Annotated in this window: 25 protein-coding genes; 16 read left to right on the top strand and 9 right to left on the bottom strand. The window is 50.7% G+C overall.

Annotation, left to right across the window (positions count from 1 at the left end; all coding sequences use genetic code 11):
- Nucleotides 1-167: 167 nt before the first annotated feature.
- The 6 genes from ACJJI3_RS00370 (at nucleotide 168) to ACJJI3_RS00345 (ending at nucleotide 11,097) form a co-directional block, all read left to right on the top strand.
- A complete protein-coding gene (locus ACJJI3_RS00370; protein ID WP_444941101.1) occupies nucleotides 168-899 on the top strand; it encodes a cupin domain-containing protein in 732 nt (243 codons plus the stop codon).
- Nucleotides 900-918: 19 nt separating this feature from the next.
- On the top strand, nucleotides 919-1,785 hold the full coding sequence (locus tag ACJJI3_RS00365; protein ID WP_444941100.1) for an SDR family oxidoreductase: 867 nt from the start codon (nucleotides 919-921) through the stop codon (nucleotides 1,783-1,785).
- Nucleotides 1,786-2,249: 464 nt separating this feature from the next.
- Nucleotides 2,250-4,328 carry a S9 family peptidase gene (locus ACJJI3_RS00360; RefSeq protein ID WP_444941099.1) on the top strand — a complete coding sequence of 693 codons (2,079 nt, stop codon included), beginning with the start codon at nucleotides 2,250-2,252 and terminating at the stop codon, nucleotides 4,326-4,328.
- Nucleotides 4,329-4,735: 407 nt separating this feature from the next.
- Nucleotides 4,736-6,811 carry a S9 family peptidase gene (locus ACJJI3_RS00355; protein WP_444941098.1) on the top strand — a complete coding sequence of 692 codons (2,076 nt, stop codon included), beginning with the start codon at nucleotides 4,736-4,738 and terminating at the stop codon, nucleotides 6,809-6,811.
- 167 nt (nucleotides 6,812-6,978) lie between these two features.
- Nucleotides 6,979-9,033 (top strand): S9 family peptidase, encoded by a 2,055-nt coding sequence (locus tag ACJJI3_RS00350; protein ID WP_444941097.1) that lies wholly within the window; start codon nucleotides 6,979-6,981, stop codon nucleotides 9,031-9,033.
- Nucleotides 9,034-9,141: 108 nt separating this feature from the next.
- Complete coding sequence (locus ACJJI3_RS00345) at nucleotides 9,142-11,097, top strand: alpha/beta hydrolase family protein (RefSeq protein ID WP_444941096.1); 1,956 nt, start codon at nucleotides 9,142-9,144, stop codon at nucleotides 11,095-11,097.
- 80 nt (nucleotides 11,098-11,177) lie between these two features.
- Here ACJJI3_RS00345 and ACJJI3_RS00340 read toward each other — a convergent pair whose 3' ends face one another.
- The 4 genes from ACJJI3_RS00340 to ACJJI3_RS00325 all read right to left on the bottom strand — a co-directional run bounded on the left by ACJJI3_RS00340 (nucleotide 11,178) and on the right by ACJJI3_RS00325 (nucleotide 13,515).
- Nucleotides 11,178-11,645: a Spy/CpxP family protein refolding chaperone gene (locus ACJJI3_RS00340; protein ID WP_444941095.1), complete on the bottom strand. Its 468-nt coding sequence runs from the start codon at nucleotides 11,643-11,645 to the stop codon at nucleotides 11,178-11,180.
- Nucleotides 11,646-11,911: 266 nt separating this feature from the next.
- Nucleotides 11,912-12,280 (bottom strand): hypothetical protein, encoded by a 369-nt coding sequence (locus ACJJI3_RS00335; RefSeq protein ID WP_444941094.1) that lies wholly within the window; start codon nucleotides 12,278-12,280, stop codon nucleotides 11,912-11,914.
- 6 nt (nucleotides 12,281-12,286) lie between these two features.
- Entirely contained in the window at nucleotides 12,287-12,829 is a 543-nt protein-coding gene (locus ACJJI3_RS00330) for a flavodoxin (RefSeq protein WP_444941093.1), read from the bottom strand.
- Between the two features lie 221 nt (nucleotides 12,830-13,050).
- Complete coding sequence (locus tag ACJJI3_RS00325; protein WP_444941092.1) at nucleotides 13,051-13,515, bottom strand: Spy/CpxP family protein refolding chaperone; 465 nt, start codon at nucleotides 13,513-13,515, stop codon at nucleotides 13,051-13,053.
- A 168-nt stretch (nucleotides 13,516-13,683) separates the two neighbouring features.
- On the opposite strand from ACJJI3_RS00325, the gene ACJJI3_RS00320 reads away from it, so the two are divergent.
- The 3 genes from ACJJI3_RS00320 to ACJJI3_RS00310 all read left to right on the top strand — a co-directional run bounded on the left by ACJJI3_RS00320 (nucleotide 13,684) and on the right by ACJJI3_RS00310 (nucleotide 16,541).
- The gene (locus ACJJI3_RS00320) at nucleotides 13,684-14,388 is read left to right on the top strand and encodes a response regulator (protein WP_444914384.1); all 705 of its coding nucleotides are present in this window, start codon (nucleotides 13,684-13,686) and stop codon (nucleotides 14,386-14,388) included.
- 10 nt (nucleotides 14,389-14,398) lie between these two features.
- Nucleotides 14,399-15,775, top strand: coding sequence for an ATP-binding protein (locus ACJJI3_RS00315; protein ID WP_444941091.1), 1,377 nt, complete (start codon nucleotides 14,399-14,401; stop codon nucleotides 15,773-15,775).
- Between the two features lie 88 nt (nucleotides 15,776-15,863).
- Nucleotides 15,864-16,541, top strand: coding sequence for an SRPBCC family protein (locus ACJJI3_RS00310; protein ID WP_413662837.1), 678 nt, complete (start codon nucleotides 15,864-15,866; stop codon nucleotides 16,539-16,541).
- A gap of 67 nt (nucleotides 16,542-16,608) precedes the next feature.
- Here the strand turns inward: ACJJI3_RS00310 and rluB are convergent, their stop codons facing one another.
- The 5 genes from rluB to ACJJI3_RS00285 form a co-directional block, all read right to left on the bottom strand.
- Entirely contained in the window at nucleotides 16,609-17,475 is an 867-nt protein-coding gene (gene rluB / locus ACJJI3_RS00305; protein ID WP_444907630.1) for a 23S rRNA pseudouridine(2605) synthase RluB, read from the bottom strand.
- The gene (gene scpB, locus ACJJI3_RS00300; protein ID WP_444941090.1) at nucleotides 17,472-18,617 is read right to left on the bottom strand and encodes an SMC-Scp complex subunit ScpB; all 1,146 of its coding nucleotides are present in this window, start codon (nucleotides 18,615-18,617) and stop codon (nucleotides 17,472-17,474) included. The genes rluB and scpB overlap by 4 nt, the downstream gene beginning before the upstream one ends.
- Nucleotides 18,618-18,627: 10 nt before the next feature.
- Complete coding sequence (locus ACJJI3_RS00295; protein ID WP_444941089.1) at nucleotides 18,628-19,650, bottom strand: segregation and condensation protein A; 1,023 nt, start codon at nucleotides 19,648-19,650, stop codon at nucleotides 18,628-18,630.
- A 53-nt stretch (nucleotides 19,651-19,703) separates the two neighbouring features.
- A complete protein-coding gene (locus tag ACJJI3_RS00290) occupies nucleotides 19,704-20,327 on the bottom strand; it encodes an L-threonylcarbamoyladenylate synthase (RefSeq protein ID WP_282933701.1) in 624 nt (207 codons plus the stop codon).
- Nucleotides 20,328-20,419: 92 nt separating this feature from the next.
- The gene (locus ACJJI3_RS00285) at nucleotides 20,420-21,376 is read right to left on the bottom strand and encodes a PHP domain-containing protein (protein WP_444925565.1); all 957 of its coding nucleotides are present in this window, start codon (nucleotides 21,374-21,376) and stop codon (nucleotides 20,420-20,422) included.
- Nucleotides 21,377-21,572: 196 nt separating this feature from the next.
- On the opposite strand from ACJJI3_RS00285, the gene ACJJI3_RS00280 reads away from it, so the two are divergent.
- From ACJJI3_RS00280 to rlmB, 7 genes are all read left to right on the top strand, one after another.
- A complete protein-coding gene (locus ACJJI3_RS00280; protein ID WP_444941088.1) occupies nucleotides 21,573-22,292 on the top strand; it encodes a VC0807 family protein in 720 nt (239 codons plus the stop codon).
- 34 nt (nucleotides 22,293-22,326) lie between these two features.
- Nucleotides 22,327-22,626, top strand: a complete 300-nt coding sequence (locus ACJJI3_RS00275) for a YciI family protein (RefSeq protein ID WP_444933848.1) — start codon at nucleotides 22,327-22,329, stop codon at nucleotides 22,624-22,626.
- A 30-nt stretch (nucleotides 22,627-22,656) separates the two neighbouring features.
- The gene (locus ACJJI3_RS00270; RefSeq protein ID WP_444896521.1) at nucleotides 22,657-23,337 is read left to right on the top strand and encodes a TIGR04211 family SH3 domain-containing protein; all 681 of its coding nucleotides are present in this window, start codon (nucleotides 22,657-22,659) and stop codon (nucleotides 23,335-23,337) included.
- Nucleotides 23,338-23,494: 157 nt separating this feature from the next.
- Nucleotides 23,495-24,085 (top strand): peptidylprolyl isomerase, encoded by a 591-nt coding sequence (locus tag ACJJI3_RS00265; RefSeq protein WP_444898217.1) that lies wholly within the window; start codon nucleotides 23,495-23,497, stop codon nucleotides 24,083-24,085.
- Between the two features lie 3 nt (nucleotides 24,086-24,088).
- Nucleotides 24,089-24,847 (top strand): pyridoxine 5'-phosphate synthase, encoded by a 759-nt coding sequence (locus ACJJI3_RS00260; RefSeq protein ID WP_444941087.1) that lies wholly within the window; start codon nucleotides 24,089-24,091, stop codon nucleotides 24,845-24,847.
- On the top strand, nucleotides 24,847-25,716 hold the full coding sequence (locus ACJJI3_RS00255; protein ID WP_444941086.1) for a Rossmann-like and DUF2520 domain-containing protein: 870 nt from the start codon (nucleotides 24,847-24,849) through the stop codon (nucleotides 25,714-25,716). Before ACJJI3_RS00260 ends, ACJJI3_RS00255 begins: the two co-directional genes overlap by 1 nt.
- Complete coding sequence (gene rlmB, locus ACJJI3_RS00250) at nucleotides 25,713-26,495, top strand: 23S rRNA (guanosine(2251)-2'-O)-methyltransferase RlmB (protein ID WP_444941085.1); 783 nt, start codon at nucleotides 25,713-25,715, stop codon at nucleotides 26,493-26,495. The genes ACJJI3_RS00255 and rlmB overlap by 4 nt, the downstream gene beginning before the upstream one ends.
- Nucleotides 26,496-26,688: the final 193 nt, after the last annotated feature.

The raw sequence follows: 26,688 nt of genomic DNA, 5'->3' as shown, positions 1-26,688 counted from the left end.
GGGCCAACACAATTTATCAAGAGCAACAACTATCGCCAAGTTGGTTTAGACTACTAAATGAGTTGCGGCAGAGATACTTAGTGAATCGCGCCGACGACCACCAACCGCTCACTGATTCTCGAGTCGCGCGGCTCCTGCCACCATCTCGAGACCTCGAGAAAGACGCCATGAAAAGCGTAATCAAGTTGGACCCGCACAACCCAAGTGGCGAAGGCCTTGAGTCCTGGGCAGTCATCCCTCCCTCTTTTCTTACCGGCCCGACACCAATCCAGCGAGGGTATAAAGCCTTTGAGCGCAACGGCCTCTGTACCGGGACCTGGGATTGCTCCGGCAGGAGCAGCACAGGGCTCAATCCCTATCCGCTCTTTGAGTTTATGCTTCTGATCGAGGGCCACGTCGGCATTATCGACGAAACAGGACACAAAGAAGTTATCTCTGCTGGAGAGCCGTTTTTCCTCCCGCAAGGACTTAATTGCGCATGGGACATGCCAGTATATTACCGCAAGTACTTTATCAATCTTTTCAATGATGAATATCCAACAGAGACTGATCCGTCTAAGCTGAAAGTCGTGCGCCCGCTTCCAAACATTTCAGAAGACGACTGTAGAAAGACCAATCTCAGCGCTCTAGAACCACACCAAGCCCGGCACCTGGCATACGAGTCTGGCGATGGCAGGATCCAGGTCGGCACTTTGATGTCCGGCCCTTGTCATTGCAATATCACAGCTTTCAGCCGGAACGAACTGCTATGTATGCTGGAGGGGGCGGTGCGGGTCACAACATCAAACGGCGAGGAGACCTTCCACGCTGGTGACAGCTTCTTCATACCATTGGATGCCCCAGTAGGGTGGCACGCCGACAAACCTTTTCGCGCATTCTTTTGCGCAGTCTGGCCCTGAGCATCAGTGGATTACATCGATGACTGTCCTCATCTTTGGCGGCTCAGGAAATGTCGGCCGGGAACTCGTGCCGATCTTGCATGCGAGTGGCGCAAAGATCCGTGTCGCCACACGATCGACCGCCTATGCCGCGAGCCTCCCCGATGATATTGATACAGTCATTGCAGATATGGATGATCCTTTCAGCCTGAGGCCCGCATTTAAGGGGGTTGAGAGTGTCTTTTTGCTCATCGCGAATAGCCCCAAGGAGACCCAGCAAGGCCTGTCCACGCTGGCGATCGCCGCTGAAGCACCCCCCAGGCACATCGTTTACCTATCGAGCGATCTTGCAGTTCGCGCACCGATGATCCCCCATGCGGGCGGAAAATTTGCCATTGAAGCAGCACTGCGAGCAAGCGGAATCGCGCATACAATATTGCGGCCCACCTACTTCGCTCAGAATGATCTTGTTCAAAAGAGTTCGATCACTGCAGGTACTTATCCAACGCCGCTGGGGACCCATCCAATCGCGCGCATTGACATCCGTGATGTTGCGCTCGCGGCAGCCACAGCACTCTTAGATATCAGGGGGAAGAACGGAGTATTTCTTTTATCGAGTTTGGATGCCCCCAACGGCATTGAAACCGCTGCACTCTGGTCCATAGCACTTGGGCACGACGTCATCTACCCCGACCTAACGCCGGAAGACTTTGCCAACAGCATCGAAACCATGGTGCCCCCGTGGCTGAATTTCGATCTTCTGATCATGCACCGCTGGTTCAAAACAAACGGCCATCCAGTCAATCAGGAAGATCTCGAGGCTCAAGCCGCACTTTTGCCGCAAGGTCCGCGAAGCTATCGAAGTTTCGTAGAGGAAACGGCTAACACATGGCAGAGTGAAACCTAAAGCCACCAAGTACCGTAGCTCACCCCCTTTTCAATACAGCTGCTATTATCGTAGGGGTAGGTCGCCCTTTTTGCCGTTAGCCCAATACACACCCAGGTCCCATTAGTACCGTGCCCACCAGAATTGTGGTTACCGAATTAGAACCCGAAAAACTACTATTCACACAGTGTGACGAAATGGTTGGGGTCGACCAGTTTGATACTCTCAAAGATATTTATCGGAAAGTATTAACAGAGCTACCATTTCGATTAACTTGGCTTAGTTTGCGGACTCAAAAAAGGAGAAAGTATAAAGTTTGCTTTTGACTTGCCCCAGCTTTCCTCACTGGGAAAGTAAAACGCCAAAAGGTTTATACGCCAAATAAACTGACTATCCTCTCAATATAGCGACTCAACGTATTTTCCCCATAAGATATCCTCCCTTCGTTATGCTCCATCCAATAATAAAAAACGAGCTCACTGACTATGGAAAGGCTTATAACATTTATCACTGCCGGATTTATCGCAATTCTGACACTTCCAACCCACTCTATTGAAAGTGAGCAATTCCAAAAGTTTAGCTATGAAGACATATTTGACCTGGAATACGCTGAGGATCCACAGTTTAGTCCCAAGGGCGATAGTATTTACTACACCCGTAATTCAGTAGATGAAGTATCGGACAGTAGACGCGCTAATATTTGGCAAATAACTACTGATGGGAAACTTCACCGCCAGCTAACCTTTGGCAATTTTTTGAATCACTCGCCTCGATTATCCCCAAACGGAAATAGTCTTGCTTTCATAAGTACTAGCAGTGGCAGCCCTCAAATTCACATTCTTGAACTCAACAACGGCCAAAACCATCAAATTAGCCAACTGACAATGCCTCCCTCAAATCTTCAGTGGTCGCCAGATGGCATGCAAATCGCCTTCACTACGTTTGTACCAGAAAGTGAAAAGCTTCCGTTCCAGGTTCCCACACCCCCTAAAAAAGCAAAATGGGCACCTACTCCGAAGTTTATTGACCGTAATATTTATCGTATTGACTCCCTGGGTTACCTGCAAAAAGGATACGCTCAGATTTTTGTAGTTTCTCTAGAGGGCAACAAACCACATCAACTTACCAGCGGCAAACACAATCGCATAGACAGCTTCACCTGGAGCGCAAATGGCGATTCAATTTATTTCTCTGCAAACATACATTTAGACCACGAAATTGAACTATTAAATTCAGATATATATAGAGTCGAAATTAAAAATCAAGAAGTTAAACAGATTACAGAAAGATTTGGGCCCGACTACTTCCCGCAAATTTCTCCCGACGGCACAAAGCTTGCCTACCTGGGCTTTGACGATCAGCGTCTGGGGTATCACCAGGATTCGCTATATATAATGGAGCTGAATAGCGGAGGTTCTTATAGAATTGAAACAGTAGAAGATCGGAGCATTTCAAGTTTTAAATGGCTGGAGGACAGTAACCGCATCGCATATAGTTATGACGACTACGGCTCCACAAAAATAGTGATCCAAAAATTAGGCGGCGAGAAAAGCCTAATAACAAGTGATGCCGGCGGATCATCACTCGCGTTTCCCGGCCGACCATTTTACAGGGTAAATTTTGCAGTTTCCAAGAATGCAGATATAGCTTACCTCCAAGCCAACGCACAACGTCCTGCTGAGTTAGCATTTATTCACAACGGCAAGATTCGCACACTTACCGATTTAAACGGCGAGCTGATCCGCAGGCGTGAAATGGCCAAAGTAAAAGAGATTAATTTCAAATCCAGATTTGATAATCGCAACATCCAAGGATGGATCGCTTATCCACCTAATTTCAATAGAATGAAAAAATACCCACTATTGTTACAAATCCACGGAGGTCCATTTTATAACTACGGTCCAAGATTCGCCGCAGAAGTGCAGCTATATGCTGCAGCTGGCTATGTAGTTCTATACACCAACCCCCGAGGCTCTACTAGTTACGGCCATGAATTTGCCAACTTAATTCATCACAATTATCCAGGTCAAGATTACGATGACCTGATATCTGGGGTCGATGCCGTGATTGCACAGGAGTATATAGATGAAGATCAGCTATTTGCGACTGGTGGTAGCGGCGGGGGCACATTGACAGCTTGGCTCATTGGCAAGACAAATCGCTTTCGTGCTGCTGTAGCGGCGAAGCCTATCATAAATTGGGAAAGCTTCGTATTAACTTCTGACTTTTCTAGCTATTTCACCAAATACTGGTTCTCTGCACCCCCTTGGGAGCAACCTGAAGAATATCGCCGGCGTTCTCCCTTAACCTATGTAGGTAATATTACTACCCCTACCATGCTTTTGACTGGAGAGGAGGACTACCGGACTCCAATCTCTGAAACCGAGCAGTTCTACCAAGCATTAAAACTAAACAAAGTAGATACAGCAATGGTACGCTTGCCCAATGCCTCCCACGATATTGCTCGCAAACCAAGCCAGTTGATAACTAAAGTTGCATCTATTCTCTACTGGTTCGAGCATCATAAACCTGACCCAAATAGTCCGGAATTAGCTAATAACTAGATACCTTGCAGAAAAATTGCTTGCTCCTGAAGATATCGATATAGACCACTGCAGTAAACATACAAGTTAACTTCAGCTATGAAGATATCTCTAACCTAGAATGCGCAAACAGCTCTCAGCTCATCAGAGACCAAAAACTTAGGCATCCTCTACGGCATTTATCGTGAAATTTTAAAAATAGCAATTACTTAATTTTTTTCGACATAGGCCTAACTCATTAAAAGGACAGAATTTTTGAACCTGCTTTTAAGAAGCCCCAGCTATACCACTGGAGCAATAAGGTTTCAGAAGGTTTATCCGCCAAATAAACTGACTATCCCTTCAATACTACACTTCAGCGTATTTATCCCCTCTGTTGACACCCCTTCGGTATGCTGCATCTAATAATAAAAAGGAGCCCACGGACCATGGATAGGTTTATAAAGTTTATCGCTGCGGCAGTTATTGCAAGCCCGGCATTTTCCACCCACGCAAATACAAATGAACATTCACCCAATTTTAGCTACGAGGATATTTTCGACCTGGAGTACGCCAGCGACCCACAGTTTGGCACTAACGATAAAAATATTTATTACGTGCGCAACTCCCTGAACAAAATGGCAGATACCACAAGGGCAAACCTCTGGTATATCAGCGATGATGGCAAAGATCATCGCCCCCTAACCTCGGGAGATTTTCACGACCACTCGCCACATCTATCTCCAGATGGAAAAACCATTGCCTTTATCAGCGACAGGAGTGGAAAGCCCCAGATACATTTGTTGTGGCTAGACAATGGTAAAAGTGAGCAAATTTCCCATCTACCCAAAGCCCCATCAAATATCCAGTGGTCCCACGATGGTCAGCATATAGCCTTCACCATGTTCGTGCCCGAGAACAAACCGCTGCCAGTGGAGCTTCCCACACCACCAGAAGGGGGCGAGTGGGAGGAAACACCTCAGTTTATCGATAAGAGCTTATATCGCATTGAAGGGCAGGGATACTTAGAGCAGGGCAATTCACAGGTTTTCATGATTTCCCGTGAAGGAGGCACTCCCCGTCAGCTCACCAGTGGGGACTACGAGCACAACAGCCAACTCAGCTGGGGCAAAAATAATAAGGCCATTTACTTTTCAGCAAATCGCCACCCAAATCATGAAATTGAACTGCTGGATTCAGAAATTTACAAGGTAAATATCAACGATGGAAATATTGAGCAAGTAACCGAGAGATTTGGCCCCGATTTTCAACCTCAAATCTCACCCGACGGAAGAAAGCTGGCATATTTAGGCTATGAAGATCAGCGGTTTTCCTACCACCAAAACACTTTGCGAGTGATCGACCTCGCTAATGGAAAAAACCAGCTAATAAAAACTGCCAGCGATCGTAGCGTTTCCGATTTTCAGTGGCTAGCTGACAGTAAGCGTATTGCTTACAGCTATGACGATCATGGCTCAACCAAAATTGCCATTAAGAAAATTGGCGGAAAGGAAACCTTGATAGCGGATGACGCCGGTGGACTGACACTAGGCGCGCCCTATAGTTTTTCAGATTTTGCTGTCTCCAAACGTGGAAACGTAGTTTATACACAAACCACACCTCAAATTCCCGCAGAACTTGCAATTTCTCTTGGCGGCAAGATAAAAACTCTCACGGCGATCAACAGTGATTTGATACCTCTACGCAATATGGCCCATGTGGAAGAGATCAACTATAAATCCAGCTTCGATAGTCGCAATATCCAGGGCTGGATAGTCTACCCCCCAAATTTCGACCCCCAAAATAAATACCCCCTGTTACTTGAGATTCACGGTGGCCCACTATCTAACTACGGCCCTCGCTTTTCTGCCGAAATGCAACTCTTTGCCGCCGCAGGCTATGTCGTGCTCTACACTAACCCTCGTGGCTCTACCAGCTACGGCAATGAGTTTGCCAACCTGATCCATCACAACTTCCCTAGCCAGGATTACGATGACCTAATGGCAGGTGTCGATGCAGTTATCGCCCAAGGCTATATCGATGAGGATCAATTATTTGTCACAGGTGGGAGTGCCGGCGGCACACTGACGGCCTGGATTATTGGTAAAACTGAACGATTCAGGGCTGCGGTAGTTGTCGCACCGGTAATCAATTGGGAGAGCTTTGTTCTAACTGCCGATTACTCCAAAATATTTACTCGCTACTGGTTTTCCGGGATGCCTTGGGAGGCCCCCGAGGAGTATCGACGCCGGTCTCCACTCACATATATTGGCAATGTCACTACACCGACCATGCTATTGACTGGAGAAAACGATTATCGCACCCCGATATCTGAGACCGAGCAGTTTTACCAAGCACTAAAGTTAAATGATGTAGAGGCAGCTATGGTGCGCCTTCCAAACACATCCCATAACTTTTCCGATAGACCCAGCAAGAGAATCTCTAAAGTAGCTTCGACCCTCTACTGGTTTGATCAACACAAACCCGATAGAGAAAATGAAAGCGAGGATTTGGCAACCAACTAATTCAAAATTTTACAGGTATATTCGGCCAAATAACGGAGTAGCAGGTCAGCCATCCTGCTGCTCCATCACGGATTATCCCATCGAGCACACCAGTCAACGGATCACTCCCTTTACCCCCCCCTTCCTCAGGTATCCTCTAGGAAACAAGAAGGAGGAGCCTAAAGATCATGAACCGGCTAATAAAAATTGTCGCAGCGATGTTTATCGCCAGCCCTGCGCTCGCTGATAACCAACTACCCAATTTTAGTTACGAAGATGTATTTAACCTCGAATACGCGAGTAGCCCTCAGTTCAGCAGTGACGGGAAAAGTATTTATTACGTCCGCAACTCAATGAACAAAATGAAAGACGGCAAGCGCGCGAACCTTTGGCGTATCGGTACCGATGGCAAAGATCACCGCCCTCTGACCTCTGGAGACTACTCCGATTACTCCCCACAGCTATCCCCAGACGGGAAGACCATCGCTTTTATCAGCACCCGCAGTGGCAGCCCGCAGATCCACCTGCTGTGGCTAGATAATGGCCAGAATCTGCAGATTACTCACCTGCCAAAATCCCCCTCCAATATCCAGTGGTCACGGGATGGTAAGCAAATAGCTTTCACTATGTTCGTACCGGAGAGCAAACCTCTGCCAGTAAAGCTCCCCAGTGCCCCGGAAGGCGCAGAGTGGGCTAAGCCACCACAGTTTATCGACAGCAGCATTTATCGTTCAGATGGCATGGGCTATTTAAAGCAGGGGCATGTACAGGTTTTTGTGATCCCTCGAGAGGGCGGTACCCCTCGCCAGCTTACCGAAGGCGAGTACGATCACCACAGCAGTCTCGCCTGGAGTAAAAATAACGATGCAATTTACTTCTCAGCCAATCGTCATCCCGATCACGAAATCGAGCTGATGAACTCGGAAATTTACAAGGTAAGCCTACAAAACGGCAGTATCGAGCAAATTACCGAACGTTATGGTCCCGACCATCACCCGCAGATGTCTCCAGATGGTACGAAGCTGGCCTATTTAGGCTTTGAGGATCAAAAGCTCGGATACCAACAACATACTCTGCGCGTCCTGGATCTCAATAGCGGGAAGTCCCGTAAAATAAAAACTGCCAAGGATCGCAGCATCTCCAACTTCCACTGGCTGGGCGATAGCAAGCGAATTGCCTATAGCTACGACGATCACGGCTCCACCAAAATTGCCATCAAGAAAATTGGTTCCAGCGAAACCCTAATGGCCAGCGACGCTGGAGGCCTTTCGCTGGGACGCCCATACTCCGGTGCCAATTTTGCAGTCTCCAAACGCGGGGACATCGCCTACACACAAACAACCCCTCAAAATCCCGCCGAACTGGCTCTAGCGCGCAACGGCAAAACCCAGGCACTCACCGAGCTCAATGGCGACCTGATGCCACTGCGCGAGATGGCAAATATTGAGGAAATCAACTACAAATCGAGCTTTGACGGCCGAGATGTTCAGGGCTGGGTCGCTTACCCACCCAATTTCGACCCCGAGAAGAAGTATCCCCTTCTATTGGAAATTCACGGTGGTCCCTTCTCTAATTACGGCCCCAGATTTGCCGCCGAAGTCCAATTATTTGCCGCTGCTGGTTATGTTGTTCTGTACACTAACCCCCGTGGCTCCACCAGCTACGGCCATGAATTTGCCAACTTAATTCACCATAACTACCCGAGCCAGGATTACGACGACCTGATTTCTGGCGTCGATGCAGTAATTGCTCAAGGTTATATTGATGAAGAGCAGCTTTTTGTTACAGGTGGCAGTGGTGGGGGTACACTGACAGCCTGGATTATTGGCAAAACCGATCGCTTCAGGGCTGCTGTTGTTGCCAAGCCTGTCATCAACTGGGAGAGCTTCGTTTTAACTGCTGATTATTCGAGGTTTTTTACTAGCTATTGGTTCTCAGGGATGCCCTGGGAGAAACCTGAGGAATACCGCCGTCGCTCACCGCTCACCTATGTCGGAAACGTTACCACTCCCACTATGCTCTTAACAGGGGAAGAGGACTACCGCACACCGATGTCAGAAACAGAACAGTTTTATCAAGCACTAAAACTTAATGACGTTGATGCTGCCATGGTTCGCATTCCGGGGGCATCCCACAGTATCGCTGCCAGGCCAAGTCAGTTAGTGGCAAAAGTTGCATCGATTTTATATTGGTTTGATCAGCACAAGCCTGATAGGGAAAGTGAAGACTTAGCAACTAATTAATATTTCAATTAATCTTTATCGTTGGCCAGCGGATCATAAAGATCCGCTTCGACTTGTTGCCATCTTTGCTCTATCGCATAATGCCTCCTAAATTACAAGGATTGAATTATGCGAATACTCTTAGCTGTACTACTCATTTGGCCAACCCTGGCCCTCTCCAAGCAAATTCCACTAGATGACTTGGTACGTCACACAGAGATTAAAGAAGTAAAAATCTCTCCTGATGGTACTCATTTAGCAGTCAGGAAATTGTATGAAGGTGAGTCAGTTTTATTCTTTATGTCCATTCATCCGATGAAAATAACCGGCATGCTTCGGTTTAATGGTAGAGAAGAGGTAGGCCACTTTGAGTGGGCAAATAATGAAAGGATTGTCGCTGAAGTTGTAACAAAAACCACTGCTTTAGAAATCCCGGTAAACTATGGATCTCTCTACGCAATAAACTATGATGGCTCCAGAGGCAAACTGATTTTTGGCCATATGATTGGAGAGAGGCAGGTTGGCTCGCGTGTAAAAAAAGCAGAGGCCACCAGGGCTCATGCCTCTATTATTGACCCACTACAAAATGAAAAGAAAGAAATTCTTATTTCCACATATCCCTGGTATAACAACTGGGAAACCAGGGGTGAGGTCGCGCGGTTAAACATTTATTCTGGAGTAAAGAAGAATATCACTAAACTACCTCAAATATTAGGACGTGCTTATACAGACAAAGCTGGAAACCTACTCTACGCAGATGGTACTGACAAAGAAAACAACTATCAGTTATATTTCAAATCGAAAAAAGGTTGGGAAAGAGTAAAAGATAAAACTTTAGACTCAGGCACTCTGGTTGGGTTTGACAAGAGTACAGGTGAGGCCTACCTAACAATAAACCCAAAATCTGAAACGCAACAACTTATAAAAGTTACGCCCGGATCTGAAAATTACTCAGTAGTATTTCAACATCACAGATCTGACATTAGCAATATTGTTTATTCCCCAGGATCTTACAAACCTCTCGGGGTCTACTTAGATCCAGATTATCCGGCTGAGAAATTTTTTAATGAAGGGAATGGCTTTGCACCATTCTTTCGCGGCTTAAAGAAAGCATTTGATGGGTACCGAATCAAATTTACTAGCTTCACAACAGATGGCTCTAAGGGTGTACTAGAGGTAAGTGGTGATAGACTGCCCGGAGATTACTACCTTGTAAACTTAAAAACCAAGGCTGTGGATTTCCTTTTATCTTCAGCGGAATGGATGATGCCCGAACAGCTCAACCCTATGATAGCTGACTCATTCACCACCGAAGATAATTTGCAGGTTGGCGTTTATCTTACATTCCCCAAGCACTCAGAAAAAATGAACCCAATGGTTGTACTCCCTCATGGAGGCCCTCACGCTCGCGATTACTGGGGATACGACCAGGATGCACAACTTTTATCCCAAAATGGATATCTCGTGCTTCAGGTCAACTTTCGAGGCTCCACCGGATACGGCATGAACCATTACACTTCAGGTTTCCAAGAGTGGGGCGGGAAAATCCAGAAGGATATCGCCGACGCAGCTCATTGGGCCATAGAGAAAGGCTATGCAGATCCCGAGCGAATTTGTATATATGGTATTAGCTTCGGAGGTTATTCAGCATTGATGAACCCAATTCTTTACCCGGATTTATATCAATGCGCAGCTGGCTATTCCGGCGCCTACGATTTGGAAATGCTTTACACAAAAGGAGATGTCAAGGAGAGTGAACGCGGTATCGCTTATTTAAAGCGTACTATGCGTAAGAATGAGAGCTTTCTTAAGACAAATTCTCCTATAGAAAATACCGACAAGCTCAATATACCTGTCTTTTTAATTCATGGAGGACAGGATGAGAGAACCCCTATTGAGCACGCAGAAGCACTTGTTGCATCGTTGAAAAAGGAAGAACTTCCGGTTAAAACACTATTTATTAAAAATGAGGGACACGGATTCTATTCAGAAGAGAACAATATGAGACTCTATACAGAATTACTAGAATTTTTAGATCAGCATATAGGTGTCGGAGCTGTAGAGGAACTGTCCAATGAAGGCTAAAATCTAAATGGCGAAGTAGCCCCAAATAATCTGGGGCTACTTCTTTTCGGTTTCTCAGTAACCTCAACCAGGCTACCCACTTAACTGTGATCGCGATACGCCTTCCACTTCTTCATATGACGATCCTTTTTTTCAGCCTTCAGGGTTTCCAGCTTAGCGAGCTGCTCATCTGTTAATACAGACTCAAATTGAGTGCGCATCTGGTTGCGGCTCTGCATTTTAGCGACTTCCAGTTTGCCAATCTCCGCCCCCAGGCTTGCCAGTGTTTGCTGATCGGCACCGGAACGAATTGCTTCACGCAACTCTTCATACGCTTTGTGCATTTCTTCGCGCTTAGCTATTTTTCCTTCACGGTTGGACTCGCGAAGCTCCTTCAGTTGATCCTTTTGAGCTTCCGTCAGGTCCAGCTCTTTAGCAATTTTTTCTGGTCCATGGCCGCGACCTTCCATACGTCCTTTACCATCACATGCCATGCCAACGGCTGGTACTGCTACAACGCCAGCCAAAGCCAAAGCCAAACTACCTACTACAGTTTTCCAGTTTTTCATCGTTCAACCCTCTCGTTTGCATTCAGTAAGTACATAGTAAGTGGGCGCCGTGTAAACGGGGGATAACTGTGGTAAACCTTTGTTAAGAACTCACAACAAGCGCTTTTTATAATAGATACAGCTTACAAAATGCACCGACTGTAAAAGAATTTTCAAATTAATGGTTGTGAAGGGAAATAAAAGAGAGGGGTAGAATTTAAATTAGAAATTTAATCCGGAAGTTATAAAGGGCTGACCAGTATAACTTCCACAGCATCGAAATGTTTTTAATGGAGAGCGGCTGGGGAGGGATTTTGATTCGTATCCACATCTTCCAGTGAGTGAGTCAGAACAAAGTAATAAACAACCTGCTCGCGCCCCTGGACTTCTGCTACTAGGTCAAAGTTGTACTCTCCCCTCTCGCCGGGAGAAATACGTACCGCGGCTATATGTTCAGGCTCAATAAACAGCTCGGCGACAGGTCGTTTACCGCGCATTACCTGAACCAGTTTGGTCCGAGCATCTTCAGCGGTAAAGCGCCAATGGTAGTCATCATCATCGTATACTACCGAATCACTACTTCCGGCCCTGACGATGCAATTTGTATGCTCTGTCAGCCAGGGCCAAAATTCGCTGAATAACAGGGAGCTTTTCATAACGAATCAGTCATCCAGCTCAAGAACATCGCAGTCAAGCGCAAGCTCTTCAGCTATTTGCTGACACCAGCGATTCAGCCGATCTGCAGTCATTTCTTCCTGCTGATCTTCATCAATAGCCAGGCCGACAAACTTTGATTCACCTTCTACCTCAGCTTTTGAGGCCTCATACTCATAGCCTTGTGTGGACCAGTGCCCCACTATAGAGGCTCCCTTTTCTACAATAACATCGTGGAGCATGCCCATCGCATCCAGGAAATAGTCGCCGTACCCAAATTGGTCTCCCAGGCCAAATAAAGCGACGGTCTTTCCGCTAAAATCGATTTCCTGCACATCCTCCCAGAACTCTTCCCAGTCAGATTGAATCTGACCAAAGTCCCAGGTAGGGATTCCAAAAATAAGGTACTGGTAATTAACAATATCCAACTGGGTGACATCGGCAATATCAAACAGGTCTACACTGTCTTCGCCAAGGCGGGCGCGGATGCGCAAAGCTACAGACTCGGTATTACCCTCGTCACTGCCATAGAACAAGCCGATTTTACTCACAGTCAACCCTCTCCGCCCAATCCGGGCCGCTACATACTAAATTACAAGGCGGCGTATTCTCCCAGCAATAACCGGGCTCAGCAAGTTACCTATCTGATCAGGTTTCGGCAGGTATAAAGAAAAATGCCCCCGGGGCAGCGGGGGCTAAGGGTTATGAACCTGCTGGGCCTTGGGGAAGGGTGCACCCAGCGGATCGCACAAGGAGTCTTTGGTTGGGGGGCCTAGGACTCAGTATCCTGGCTTGCAGAGCTTTCATCGCGCCGTTTCATTTGGCGCTCTTTGCGCTCACTCTTAAGCTGCTCCAGCTTGGCCTTCTGCTCATCAGTCAGAATGGCCTTGAACTGTTCTTTCATCGTATCGTGATTCTGCATCTGCTGAACCTTTAGTTTGCCAAGCTCCTCACCCAGCTGGTCCAGTGTCGTCTGGTCAGCACCAGATTCGATCGCTTCATTGATTTGCTGGCGCAGTTCAATCATTTGCTCACGTTGCGCCATTCGCGCTTCACGAGTACTCTCACGATTGGCCTTCAGCTGTGCTTGCTGGCCTTCGGTCAACTCAAGCTGGCGGACCATATATTCAAATCCGCGCCCCTGACCGCTTTCACCACCGCCGAAAGCCATCGCTGCTGGAGCAACCAGGACACCTGCCAAGGCCAAGCTTCCTATCGCTTGTTTCCAGTGTTTCATTCCTTCGTCCTCATGTTCGCGTTCAGTGACTTCATAGTAAGCGCAGCTTATGTAAACGGGGGAAAACGCCGGTAAACATTTGTTAAGAACGGTAAAAAGCTCCATCGCCGGCGGTAACCAGCGCCAGCGCTTTGCATATAATGGCCACACAGAAACTGAGAGAACGCCATGAGCCGCATCCTTTTAATCGACGATGACACCGAACTCACCGACTTGCTAAGGGAGTACCTTACCGGAGAGGGTTTTCAAGTAACTGCTGCCAATGATGGTGGCCGGGGATTAGAGCTTGCTCAGAGCGAAAGCTTTGACGCTCTGGTCCTGGACGTCATGCTGCCCGTTCACAATGGCTTTGAAGTACTGCGCAAACTCAGGGAGGAGGCATCAGCAGCAAGCCGCTCCCTGCCGGTTTTGATGCTTACTGCAAAAGGAGACACTGTGGATCGTATCGTCGGCCTTGAAATGGGTGCCGACGACTACCTGCCCAAACCCTGCAATCCCAGGGAGTTGGCGGCCCGACTGCGCGCAGTGCTCCGCCGCGGCCGAGTCGAAACTGAAGAGAGCGACGACAGTCTTAGCAGTGGCCAGATTCGACTACTGCCTGCAGAGCATCAGGGTTATTGGAACGATCAGGCTTTGGCTCTGACCGGCGCAGAGTTCGCCGTGCTCAAGGTACTGGTTCAGCATGCCGGCGAAGTGGTTGGCAAAGAGGTGCTCACCGAGAGTGCACTGGGCCGCAAGCTGATGCCCTACGACCGCTCCATCGACGTCCATGTCAGCAACATTCGCAAAAAGCTCGCGGATAAAGGTGCCAGCCGCGACCTGATTATCAACATCCGAGGCGCCGGATATATGCTCACCCAGAGCAAGCAGTAGGTTTTCCACGATGCGAAGTCTCTTCTGGAAAATGTTCTTTGGGGCCTGGATCACCGCCATGGTGATGGTTGTAGCCGCCATTTACATTACCCACTTCGGTGAATTCGGCGATCCCCGACAAGAGGAGCGCTGGGAGGGCCCAGCCCTATTTCGCGAGGTCATGCGAAATATGCGTATCGCTCGCCGTCACGGCCCCGAACAATTCCAGCACTGGCTCGAGAAAGCCCCCAAAAAAGTCAAACGGCGGGTTTATGCGGTTGATCAACAAGGCAACGACATCCTCGGACGCGAAGTGCCATCAAATATGGGCTCGTTGATCGACAGCCTCGATTACCGCAATCGCGAAGCTCACAAACTGGTAAATAACAAACCCACTGTAGGTTTCTTCCTACCGCTGCGCACCGGAGACCCCCTACGTATCGTCGTCGTTGCAGGGGATAGCAAGGAAGGTCTGTTGCTGCGCTTCCTGTGGCGCAACTTCTGGCCGATGTTGCTGCTTTCCATGATTGCCTCAGGTCTAGCCTGCTACTGGTTGGCCCGCTACCTGAGCCGCCCGCTTGAACAGTTGCGTGCCGCCACCAAGCGCGTCGCTGCCGGCGAACTGGACTACCGCGTGACCCCGTCCCTGAAGTCACGGAATGATGAACTGACTGACCTGGCCCTGGACTTCGACTCCATGACCGCCCAGCTTCAAGAGTCGATGTCCGAGCAGCGCCGCCTGATCAAGGACGTCTCCCATGAATTGCGCTCGCCATTAGCGCGCCTTCAAGTGGCACTGGCTATCGCCCGCCAAAAGCAGGTAAACGGGCTGGATACCGAGCTGGATAAAATCGGCAAGGCAGCGGATTACCTGGAAGATATTATCGCCGACGTGCTATCACTCCCTATTAGCAGCCAGGAGCAGCGCCCACTGGATGACGTGGTCGAAGTTAATTCCCTGATAAGCGCCCTGGCCGAAGACCTCCACAGTGAAGCTGCGGAAAAAGACCTGTCTATTGATATTCGCTCTGAAGGTGAAGAGCTTCTGGTCGCAACCAGGGGCAGTTCCCTGACCGCGGCCTTAGAAAACATCCTGCGCAACGCAATCAAATACAGTCCTGAACAGGGCCGAGTGGATGTATCGATTAAGGAATCGACAGACTCCTGCACGATTTCGGTCGTTGACTCAGGCTCAGGCGTAGACGATGAGGAGTTAGAGGCTATTTTCCGCCCGTTCTACCGCACTGATAGTGCGCGCACCCGGGAAAGTGGCGGCTTTGGGCTCGGACTCGCTATCGCCCAGCGCTCAATACTTCACCACAGGGGGAGTATCAGCGCCAAAAATAGTTCGACTGCCGGCCTTTGTGTTGAGATCACACTACCCCTAATACATATCGCCGACGATTAAGCAGTACAACAGCTAATATAAGCATCTCTACCGCCAGAGTTTTCTGGCGGTTGCTTCCTTGCACCCGCAAATAGCAAAGGAACCCGCTATGCGCTGGATTATTTATATTCTTATTGCCTTGGTAATTCTCGTGCTCGCGGGATATTTATTCCCACGCGAAGTCACTGTTCATCGCAGCGTATTTATCAACAAACCGCCACAAGTGGTTTTCCCCTACGTTAATAATTTCCACAAATTCAACGAGTGGTCCCCATGGCGCCATATCGACCCCTCGGTACTCTATGAGTACAGCGGTCCCCTGGAAGGCGTCGGCGCCAAAATGAGTTGGCGCGGCGAAAACTCCAAAGCCGGAAGCGGTAGTCAAACTATCTTCGCCAGCAAGCGAGATTCTGTAGTCGCCACCAAGCTGGATTTTGGTGATGGCAGCCAGGCCACGGCAGAATTCCAGCTGGAACCAAAGGATGGCGGCACCCTTCTTACCTGGAACTTCCACAGCGATACCGGCGGTGGTCCCAGAGAACGCTGGATGGGCTTGGCAGTGAAAAAAATGGTGGGAGAGTCTTATGAACAAGGGTTGGAAAAACTTAAAAACCTGGTTGAAACAGCACCGGAAAATAGCACCTCCGACGGAACCTCCACCGATTCAGTTTCAGATATTCCATCCGATGTAGATGATGCAATGGGTGATGGCCCTCAGGGTGTCCCCAGTGAACTGCGAGACCAGAATGAAGAGGAAGCAGGAGAAACACCGGAAAACCAGCAGTAACACTCAGCAATTAAGAGTAGCGATTACTGAAATACAAAAAAGCCCGCAATTTGCGGGCTTTTTCTGTTTAAACCGACTTCGGTCGATTGCGTCGCGCGGCTGGCGCCGGTGACTTGCGCAACTTCCTGCGCTGGCGCTCCAGGTTTTGTTTCTCACCCTGGGTCAATGGGCGCTGGCCCAGTTTCGGCATTCCCGCCGTTACGCAGAGGTCATCGATCTCGCGGGGCTCCATCTCAATCCACTGCCCGACGCGCACATGGGAGGGAATAAAGACGCTGCCGTAGCGCACACGCTTCAAGCGGCTAACTCTAACTCCCTGGGACTCCCACAGACGACGCACCTCGCGGTTGCGGCCCTCCATCACTACGCAGTAGAACCAGCGGTTTTTACCTTCACCACCACTCTCTACGATGTCGGTAAAGCGCGCCGACCCATCATCCAACAACACGCCCTTGAGCAGACGCCGCCTCATTTCCTCATCCACATCACCCTGGATTCGAACCAAGTATTCGCGGTCGATTACCGAGGAGGGATGCATTAATTTATTGGCCAGCTCTCCGCTATTGGTAAACAGCAGCAAACCACTGGTGTTGAAATCCAAACGCCCAACAGAAATCCAGCGGCCGGTTTTCAGTCTCGGCAGGCGATCGTAGACCGTCGGGCGGCCTTCCGGGTCATGGCGGGAGCATATTTCTCCAACCGGCTTGTTGTAGAGTATTACCCGGCAGCGATTCTGCTCTGCCGAAGGCAGCCGGCTACCATCAAACTCGATATGATCCGCGTCAGTTACGCGCTCGCCAAGCTCCGCCACTTTTCCATTTACGGTTACGCGGCCCGCATCAATTGCGCGCTCCATTTCACGGCGCGAACCGAGGCCGGTGCGCGCTAATACTTTCTGTAATTTCTCGCCTGCTGGCGGGGTACCATCACTCATGGGGTGGTGCTTTCCACTTGTACTACTTCTTTGGAATCTTCATCGACATCAGCATTTGCCTCCACCGACTCCTCGGCGACCTCTTCAGCTGTGTCGTCTTCGGCAAACATACTGCTGGGTGGTAACGTTGCCGTTAGAGAGTTCTCGCTCTCTTCTTCTGCTTGCAGCGATTCAGCGCTGCTTCCCTCATCACTGTGAAGTTCACTCTCTTCACTTAGATCAACATTTACATCCAACTCCGAATTACCTTCAGAGTCTTCCTGCTCCATTTCCCACTGGATCTCTGCTGCCGCAGTTTCCACTGGATCTTCCTCTGCATCCGTCTCGGCGGGCACTGCATCGGCATCTACTCCGGGCTCAGACTCGGTCTCGGTCTCGGTCTCGGTCTCGGCGTCTGATGCTTCAGCAGCAACTTCCTCAGCCAAAGCCTCTACCAGGGCATCGTCTATATCTTCGTGTTCAGCCGCAGGGGCTTCAGTAGAGGATTCTGCCTCGGTGTCTTGCCCTGACTCAGAATCTTCCAAAGCACCATTGTCCACCTCGGACTCTCCCTCCTCGGGAACCGGCTCTGGAGGCAAACCTTCCTGCTCCAGAATCTGATTCAGACTCTCGATATCGCGGATCTCCGCCAGAGTCGGCAAATCATCCAGGGTGCTCAAATTAAAATAATCGAGAAACTCCCGGGTTGTTGCGTAGAGAGACGGCTTACCGGGCACGTCCCGCTGCCCCACAACTTTAATCCAACCGCGCTCCAGCAGGGTTTTAACAATATGCGAACTCACCGCAACGCCGCGGATATCCTCGATATCACCACGGGTTACCGGCTGTCGATAAGCGATAATGGCGAGGGTCTCCAAGGTTGCACGGGAATACCGTTGCGCCTTTTCCTCCCACAGCCGATTCACCCATGGAGCCAGGTCTTCCGGCACTTGAAAACGCCAACCACTCGCGACTTTCTTCAGTTCAAACCCTCGGTCAGCACAACTCTGGGCGATTTCTTCAAGCACATCTCTCAGGGTAGTCTTGGAGGGTTGCTCTTCCTCGTCCAGCAAAGACAACAGTTTTTCTTCACTGAGAGGCTGACCAGCAGCCAACAGGGCGCCTTCGACGATTTTGCGCAGTAATTCGGGGGCGATTGTCATCTTCTATTTTCTAACTCGAATACATTTCCGACGCTTTATCCGAGGCCTCTACAGCGTCCTCTAGATCTTCAACCTCTTCGAGAGTCTGATCCTCAAGCTCGCTATCAGCACCGTCTTCGCTTTCACTGCTGTGGGTAGCAGCGCGAGCTCGCACGTGGATCGGGCCAAAAGCTTCATTCTGCACCAGCTCCACCAGAGACTCTTTTACCAGCTCCATCACTGCTAGGAAGGTCACTACGACACCGAGGCGACCCTCCTCAACGGTAAACAGGCTGACAAAGGGCACAAACTGGCCGTGGCGGATCTTATCCAGCACCTGGGTCATACGCTCGCGGGTGGACAACTTCTCCCGCTCAACCTGATGGCTCTCAAACATATCCGCACGCCGCAGCACATCAGCCAAGGCGACCAGGACTTCTTTCAAGTCAATTTCAGGGTCGGGGCGTGTGATACTGCGATCGGGAGCCTCTGCATTGGCCTGATGGACATCCCGGCCAACACGGGGGATTTCATCGAGATCCTCAGCTGCAGTTTTGAAACGCTCATACTCCTGCAAACGGCGAATCAGAGCCGCCCGGGGGTCCTCGCCTTCTTCCTCCTCCGCTTCAGGCGGTCGCGGCAACAGCATCCGCGACTTTATTTCCGCCAACATAGCGGCCATTACCAGATACTCGGCGGCCAAGTCAAAGCGAATTGCCGTCATCATCTCCACATACGCCATATATTGATGGGTAATGTCGGAGACGTTGATCTCGAGAATATCCAGGTTTTGGCGGCGAATCAGGTATAGCAGGAGATCCAGAGGCCCCTCGAAAGCCTCCAGAACAACTTCCAAAGCATCTGGTGGAATAAAGAGATCCTGCGGGAGGTCGTTAAAGATTTCGCCCTGCACCAAAGCCAGGGGGGAATCCTCATCCGAGTCCTGGCCCTGCGATTCCGCATCGCCAGCCTGGGCAGGAGCTTCATCATCGCTCGCCGCAACCTCGGCCAGCACTTGCTCCTCGACCTCTGCTAGTAACTCATCACTGGACACCCTGCCCCACCCTTAATCGTGCAAACGCGCGATTATACACGGCGCCGCAGCTTTCAGCCGAGTATTTCGTCAGTTGCCCCACATCCCTGACGAATCAGTTGGGGCTCATCACCCGTCAGGTCGATCACAGTGGTGGGCTCCAACCCGCAGAAACCGCCATCGATAACCAATTCCACCTGGTGCTCCAGGGTATCGCGGATATCGTAAGGTTCGGTTAGGGGCTGTTCTTCGCCGGGCATAATCAGGCTACAGCTCATCAACGGCTCGCCCAATTCTTCAATCAGGGCCAGGGCGATGGGATTATCCGGCACGCGAATACCGATGGTCTTGCGCTTCGGATGAATTAACCTGCGCGGCACCTCGGCGGTCGCCGGCATAATAAAGGTATAGGAACCCGGCGTATGATTCTTTAACAACCTAAACATCTGGTTGTCGACCTTGGCATAGGTCGCCAGCTCCGATAGGTCTCGGCACATCAATGTGAAGTTGTGCTGCTTGTCCAGCTGGCGCACTCCTCGAATGCGCTCAACCGCCAGCTTCTCTCCCAGTCGACAGCCTATGGCGTAAGCTGAATCGGTGGGAAAAACAATAACGCCCCCTTGGGCGACGATCTCTGCTGCCTGAGTGATCAGGCGGCCTTGAGGATTATCCGGATGAATCTGAAAAAACTGCGCCACAAAGCCCCCCAAAAGCCTTACCGATTGAAAATACCTCACTGCCATCCACCAGGCTTAAAGCCGGACGATGGCCCCCAATTCACAAGCCGGAATTAGGGCAGCGAAACGTGACCCCGCTGTTCCCGGTGCAGAGTGTGCCACAGATTCCACACCGGCTCGACGTCTGCGGGCAACCTGACACAACCCAATTCACGCCAGGGCTGCTCCGGCTGGTGAAAATCGCTGCCAAGAGAGCAATATGGCATTGATTTGCCCGCCGCTTCCGCAGCTGAGAATAGTAGTTTCCTCAACTCCCTCGTCTGTGTCGGGTTCTGCCGACCGCACAACAATTCGACAGCATCTCCTTTTTCTTCCAGAAATGCCCCCAACAATCGCAATAACTGGGTGCGGGTCAATCCATACTTGAGGGGATGAGCCAATACCGCACAGCCACCGGCCTGGTGAATAGTGGCGATAGTCTCTCCCAGCTGGGGCCACTCGACCCGCACATCCCCCACCTTGCCGGCACCCAAGTAACGCTTAAATGCCTTACCGGTATCATCTATATGCCCAGCTTCCACTAGCCATCGTGCGAAATGGGGCCTACCCAGTACCGAGTCGCCCGCCAGGGCACGTCCACCCTCCAAGGCACCGCTAAAGCCGCGTTTTTCCAGCTTCTCCGCGATACGCTCTGCCCGCTCCTCGCGCAACTGCTCACGCAGCTGAATGGCTTCTTGCAAAGGCCCCGATTCGGGATTGATGTTCAGGCCTACAATATGTACGGGTCTGCGCCCCCAAAGACTGGAGAACTCAATCCCCGCCACCACATCTACGCCCAAACAGTCACCTTCCTGTTGAGCCTCAGGCACACCATCCACCGTATCGTGGTCGGTCAGGGCGAGCATCGTCACACCTTGGGATTTCGCTCTCGACACCAGCTGCGCAGGACTTAAAATACCGTCAGACGCGGTACTGTGGCAGTGCAGATCTACCAGGTCTGTATTCAAATCGGCTGAAAGGGTCTTCAACAACAGGCTCTCACTCAGTTCGACGATGAAAAAGATCGCCATATCCGTCTTTTCAGGAACAATCGCCCTATTGCGCTGTCTATGCGGCACTCGGCGTTTTCAGGGATAAGGCCCGAACTAGCAGTCACTCACAGGTGACTCGCCAGGGCCGAAGTCTGACAGTAGTTTTGTCAGCGGGGAAATTGAACGGGCTATCAACCCCATCAGTTTCCAGCGGGCATTATCACCGGAATTGAGTATGACCGAAACGAATTCGACCACGACATCTCCCGAGAAGCCTAAAAAGGAAGGGTTTCTCAGCAATATCGCCTTCAATGTCATTATTCCGACATTGATACTGACCAAGCTTTCCGGGGATGACTGGTTGGGCCCAACCTGGGCATTGATAGTGGCCCTGGCCTTCCCACTGGGTTATGGCCTTCGCGACCTGCTGCGCCTGGGCAAGGTCAATTTCTTCTCAGCCCTCGGGTTTATTGGCATCCTGCTCACTGGCGGCATCAGCTTGCTCAAGCTGGACCCGCAGTATATTGCGATTAAGGAAGCTGCAATCCCTGGCCTACTGGGTGTTGCAACGGCACTATCCGTTTACACCCGCTGGCCGCTGGTCAAAACCCTGCTTTACAACGATCAAATCCTGAATACGACAAAGATCGCCGAGTCATTACAGGCCAATGGTAACCAGCCAGCCTTCGACCGCACCTTGCGCCAGACTTCATGGATCGTTGCCGGGTCATTCTTTTTCTCCTCGGCACTGAATTACATTCTCGCCAAAATGATCGTCACCAGCCCGCCGGGCACAGAGGCCTATAACACCGAACTTGGCGAAATGACCGCCTATGGATATCTGGTTATTGCGATCCCATCAACCCTGATTCTGATGGGTGCACTCATTTTCCTATTCTCCCGTATCGGCAAGCTGACCGGGTTGAAACTGGAAGAAGTGATGGTTGCGCAATAACACCTTAAAAAAACTAACAAGAGCATTAAAAACAATGTGGTACGCAATCATCAGTGAAGATGTTAGCGATAGTCTCCCTTTACGCAAAAAAGCCCGCGCCGGTCATTTGGCCCGACTCAACCTTCTCAAAGATGAAGGTCGTCTCCTGGCTGCCGGTCCAAACCCCAGCATCGACAGCGAAGAGCCCGGTGAAGCTGGCTTTACCGGCAGCCTGGTAATTGCTGAGTTCCCCTCTTTGGAAGAGGCCAAAGCCTGGGCTGGCAGTGACCCCTATATCGAAGCTGGCGTCTATGCATCGGTTACAGTCAAGCCCTACAAGCTTGTACTGCCCTGATAAAAACTCTAACTAACAAGCTGCATCACAATGAAGAAATTACTGTCCGGTGTGCTCGCTGTAGCGCTGTTGAACTCAGCACCAGCAGCACTTGCAGCGGAGACCCGCTATATTACCGACCAACTTCACGTGCCCATGCGCTCTGGCAAAGGCAATGAATTCCGGATTCTGCACCGCGGCCTGGCCAGTGGTACCGAGCTGGCTCTGCTCGAAGATGCCGCCTCGGACGGCTGGGCAAAAGTGCGCACCCCCAACGGCACTGAAGGCTGGATCAGACGCCAATACCTTGTCAGTGAGCCCGTGGCAAAACTAAAGCTGGCAACCGCAGAAGCCAACCTGGCCCGCTTTGAAAAAATGGAAGGTAATCTGGGGGGAGAAGTTCGCCGGTTGGAGACAGAAAACGGCGAACTGAATAGCGCCCTGACCTCTGCCCAGCAGCAGAGCCAGGAATTGGCCGCCGAACTCAAAAGCCTGAAGTCCCTTTCTGCCGACGCAATTTCGCTCAACGATCGCCATCAAAAGCTCCTGCATCAGTACGAGTTGCTGAAACAGGAAAAAAGCATGGCGGAAGCGGAAATTCAGCGCCTATCCGGTAGCGATGCCCGCAAATGGCAATTGTATGGTGCCCTATCCGTTGCATTAGGCGCTATTCTGGCGATGATTGCCCCCCATGTGCGCCCGCGCAAACGCAATTCCGAGTGGGCCAACTGATCTCCCTCGCTACAACCAAAATCGCTTACTATACGACTGCGGGAGTGCTGAGAAGCAACCCGCAGGCAGCGATACCCAAATATTTATCCTTTCTCTTTATCCATACGCTGACACAGTAGTAAACCGATTGACCCCGGACATTCAAAGGACACGGATGATGCGTAAGTTACTCACTTTTCTTTTTTGTACTCTGTTCAGTCTTCCAATATTTGCTCAAAACCCTCAGGTGGAGCTTAAGACCGACTTGGGCATTATTCGCGTCGAGCTGTTCCCCAAGAAAGCTCCTGTCACAGTAGAGAATTTCCTCACCTATACCGATAGCGGCTTCTACGATGGCATTATTTTTCACCGCGTTGTGCCAGGATTTGTCGTGCAGGCTGGGGGCTTCACTTTCGACTTCCAGAAGAAAGAAACTCGCGACGCTATCGCCAATGAATCAGCTAACGGGCTGCAAAACCTGCGCGGCACTCTCTCCATGGCACGGACCAACAACCCCGATAGCGCCACGTCTCAGTTTTTTATAAACCTGGTCGATAACACCCGCCTGGATGCCAGCGAGAACAAGCCTGGCTACGCGGTTTTTGGCAAGGTTATCGAGGGTATGGATATCGTAGAAAAAATCGAACAGGAACCCCGCGGCCTCTATCGCCAACACCCAGAGGCCCCCAACATTCCAATCCGCATACTTTCAGCAAAACGAGTTACCTCCAGCGACAACAGTGTCGCTGAACACAGCAAGGGAGAATAAGCAGTGATAGCTCTCAGTGTAAACCTCAATAAAATCGCCTTAATTCGCAATTCCCGCGAAGGCAACTTTCCCGATGTGGTCGCCCACGGGCGCACTTGCCTCGACGCCGGAGCCCAGGGGCTGACCGTACACCCCCGTCCAGACCAACGACATATTCGCCCCGGCGACGTGCGCGACCTGACAGAACTCTGCGCCAGCCGCAAAAACATAGAGTTCAACGTTGAAGGTAACCCCTTCGCCGCTCCCCTGGGGGACTACCCCGGCCTCATACCACTGGTTTTGGAAACCAAACCAGACCAATGCACTTTGGTTCCCGACACCAATGATCAGCTCACGTCTGATCACGGCTTTGACCTCAAGCAAGATGGCGATCGATTAGTTCCGATAATTGATCAACTTAAAAATGCCGGAATACGTGTCAGTCTGTTTATGGATCCAGACCTGGACCAAATCAGCCTGGCCAAACAGGTCGGTGCTGACCGTATTGAACTCTACACAGGCCCCTATGCCGAAGCCGTAGCCAAACAGAGCCCAGAGCTGGAAACAATTTTCTCTGCCCACTGTGCCGCCGCCGAGCACGCACATCAGCTGGGACTGGGGATTAATGCCGGCCATGACCTCAACCTGGTTAACCTACCGCGCTATCGCACGTTACCGGGCTTGCAGGAAGTCTCCATAGGCCACGCCTTTACTGTCGATGCTATCAGCATGGGCCTGGAGAATGCCGTTAACGCCTACGTCGACTGCCTCGCTGGTAGCTGATGCAAAGCCTCAATATTATTGGCGCGGGCCGCCTTGGCAAAACCCTGGGGCGGCTGTGGCAGGAGAGCGGTGTATTCGAGATACAGTCAATTTATAACCGCAGTCTCGAAAGTGGACAAAGGGCCTGTCGATTTATCGGTGCAGGCAATGCTGTCGATTCCCTCTCAGAGATGCCTTCAGCAGACCTATGGCTGATTGGTTGTATCGATAGTGAAATCGCTATATTTGCGCAGAAACTTGCCGATAGCGGGCTGGTCGATGAGCGCACTATTATATTCCACTGCAGTGGCGCTCTCAGCTCTAAAGAACTAGCCCCCTTGGGACCCGCCCTGGTTGCCAGTGCTCACCCGGTCCACAGCTTTGCCGAACCGGAAACCTCGCTGCAAACATTTGCCAAAACCAGCGTCGCTGTCGAAGGGGATAGCCATGCAGTAGAGGTTATTTCTGTGGCTTTTGCAGCCATTGGCTGTGAAACACTGGCTATTGATCCCCTAAACAAGTCTCTGTACCACGCTGGATCAGTGATCGCCTCCAACTACCTCACCACCCTAATGGACCTGAGCTTACAAAGCTTTGCAGCCGCTGGCATAGAGCGGGACAGTGCTCTTCGCCTGTTGGCGCCGATTGTTTCACAGACTCTGCAAAACAATTTGGAGCTGGGACCAGAGAGGTCTCTGACAGGTCCCATTGCCAGGGGGGATGTGGAAACCGTTGGAGCCCAGGTGGAAAGCCTTGCATCAGTAGATAGCCAACTGGCACTTTGCTATCGCCATCTGGGCCTCGCCTGTGTAGAGTTGGCGCGGCGCGGCTCGCTCTCACCTGAGAGCGCAGCCAGATTGATCGAACTGCTGAGTGAGCCAACGCGGTGAAAGACTCCTCCGAATACCTGGAAAAGAAAGCCTTCTTCGATAGCCTCCTGACAATTTATGGGCGCAAGCCTGTACTCGAGGCTCTCGAGGATTTATCTGTACCCGTCCATAAATTACATCTGGCCAGCAGCAACCGGCGCGACCAGCTAATCCAGCGAATGGAAACCCTGGCGGAAGAGCGTCAGATTGAAATTGCTTACTGGGATCGCAAGGGCCTGTCCCGGATTTCGAAGAATTCCCGTCAGGACCAAGGTGTAGCCCTCGACCTGGCCCTGCCCCACTACGGCAGAGCGGAGGACTTTTTACATAAGGTTGCAGCCCCAGAGCACAAAAACACCTATGAACTTCTGGCCCTGGATGGCATAACCAACCCTCAAAACCTGGGCATGATTATTCGCTCAGCTTGTGCCGGCGGCATTGATGGAATCATCCTGCCAAAGAAAGGCTGTGCACAGATAGACCCCCTGGTTATCAAAGCCAGCACAGGCACACTGTTTAAAACCCAGATTTTGCGCTGTGACAAATTGGCAGCCACCCTGGGGGAGTTCCGCGAAGCGGGGGCTCAGGTTTGTGGGCTGTCATCCCACGCCCAGACGACCTTAAAAGAGGTCTCCAGTAAAGTCTCCACAATTTTTGTGCTGGGCAATGAAACCCACGGCGTTAGCGATGCCGTCGCAGCTCAGTGCAATGAACTGGTGCGTATCCCCATGCAAAACGATGTAGAAAGCCTGAATGTGGCGGTCACGGCCGCGCTAATTAGCTTCCGTCGAGAAATCTAACTCTGCCCTTGTGGGAGGTACCCTCCTCCCACTCCCTCAACTTATCCCACGAGTTCAACCCCAATCTAACCAGGATTATCCACTACCCACAGATTCTGTGGATATCTCTGTGACTAACTTAGAGTAGTAGGCCGCAAAGGCCCGCCATTTGGTCTTTGTGACAATATGAAGAAAAAATAAACAACCCGGGAAA

The organism is Microbulbifer maximicatervae (SeqCode), from assembly GCF_052466985.1.
Note: the sequence above shows the minus strand (reverse complement) of the source record. Positions and strands in the feature narration are given on the sequence as shown.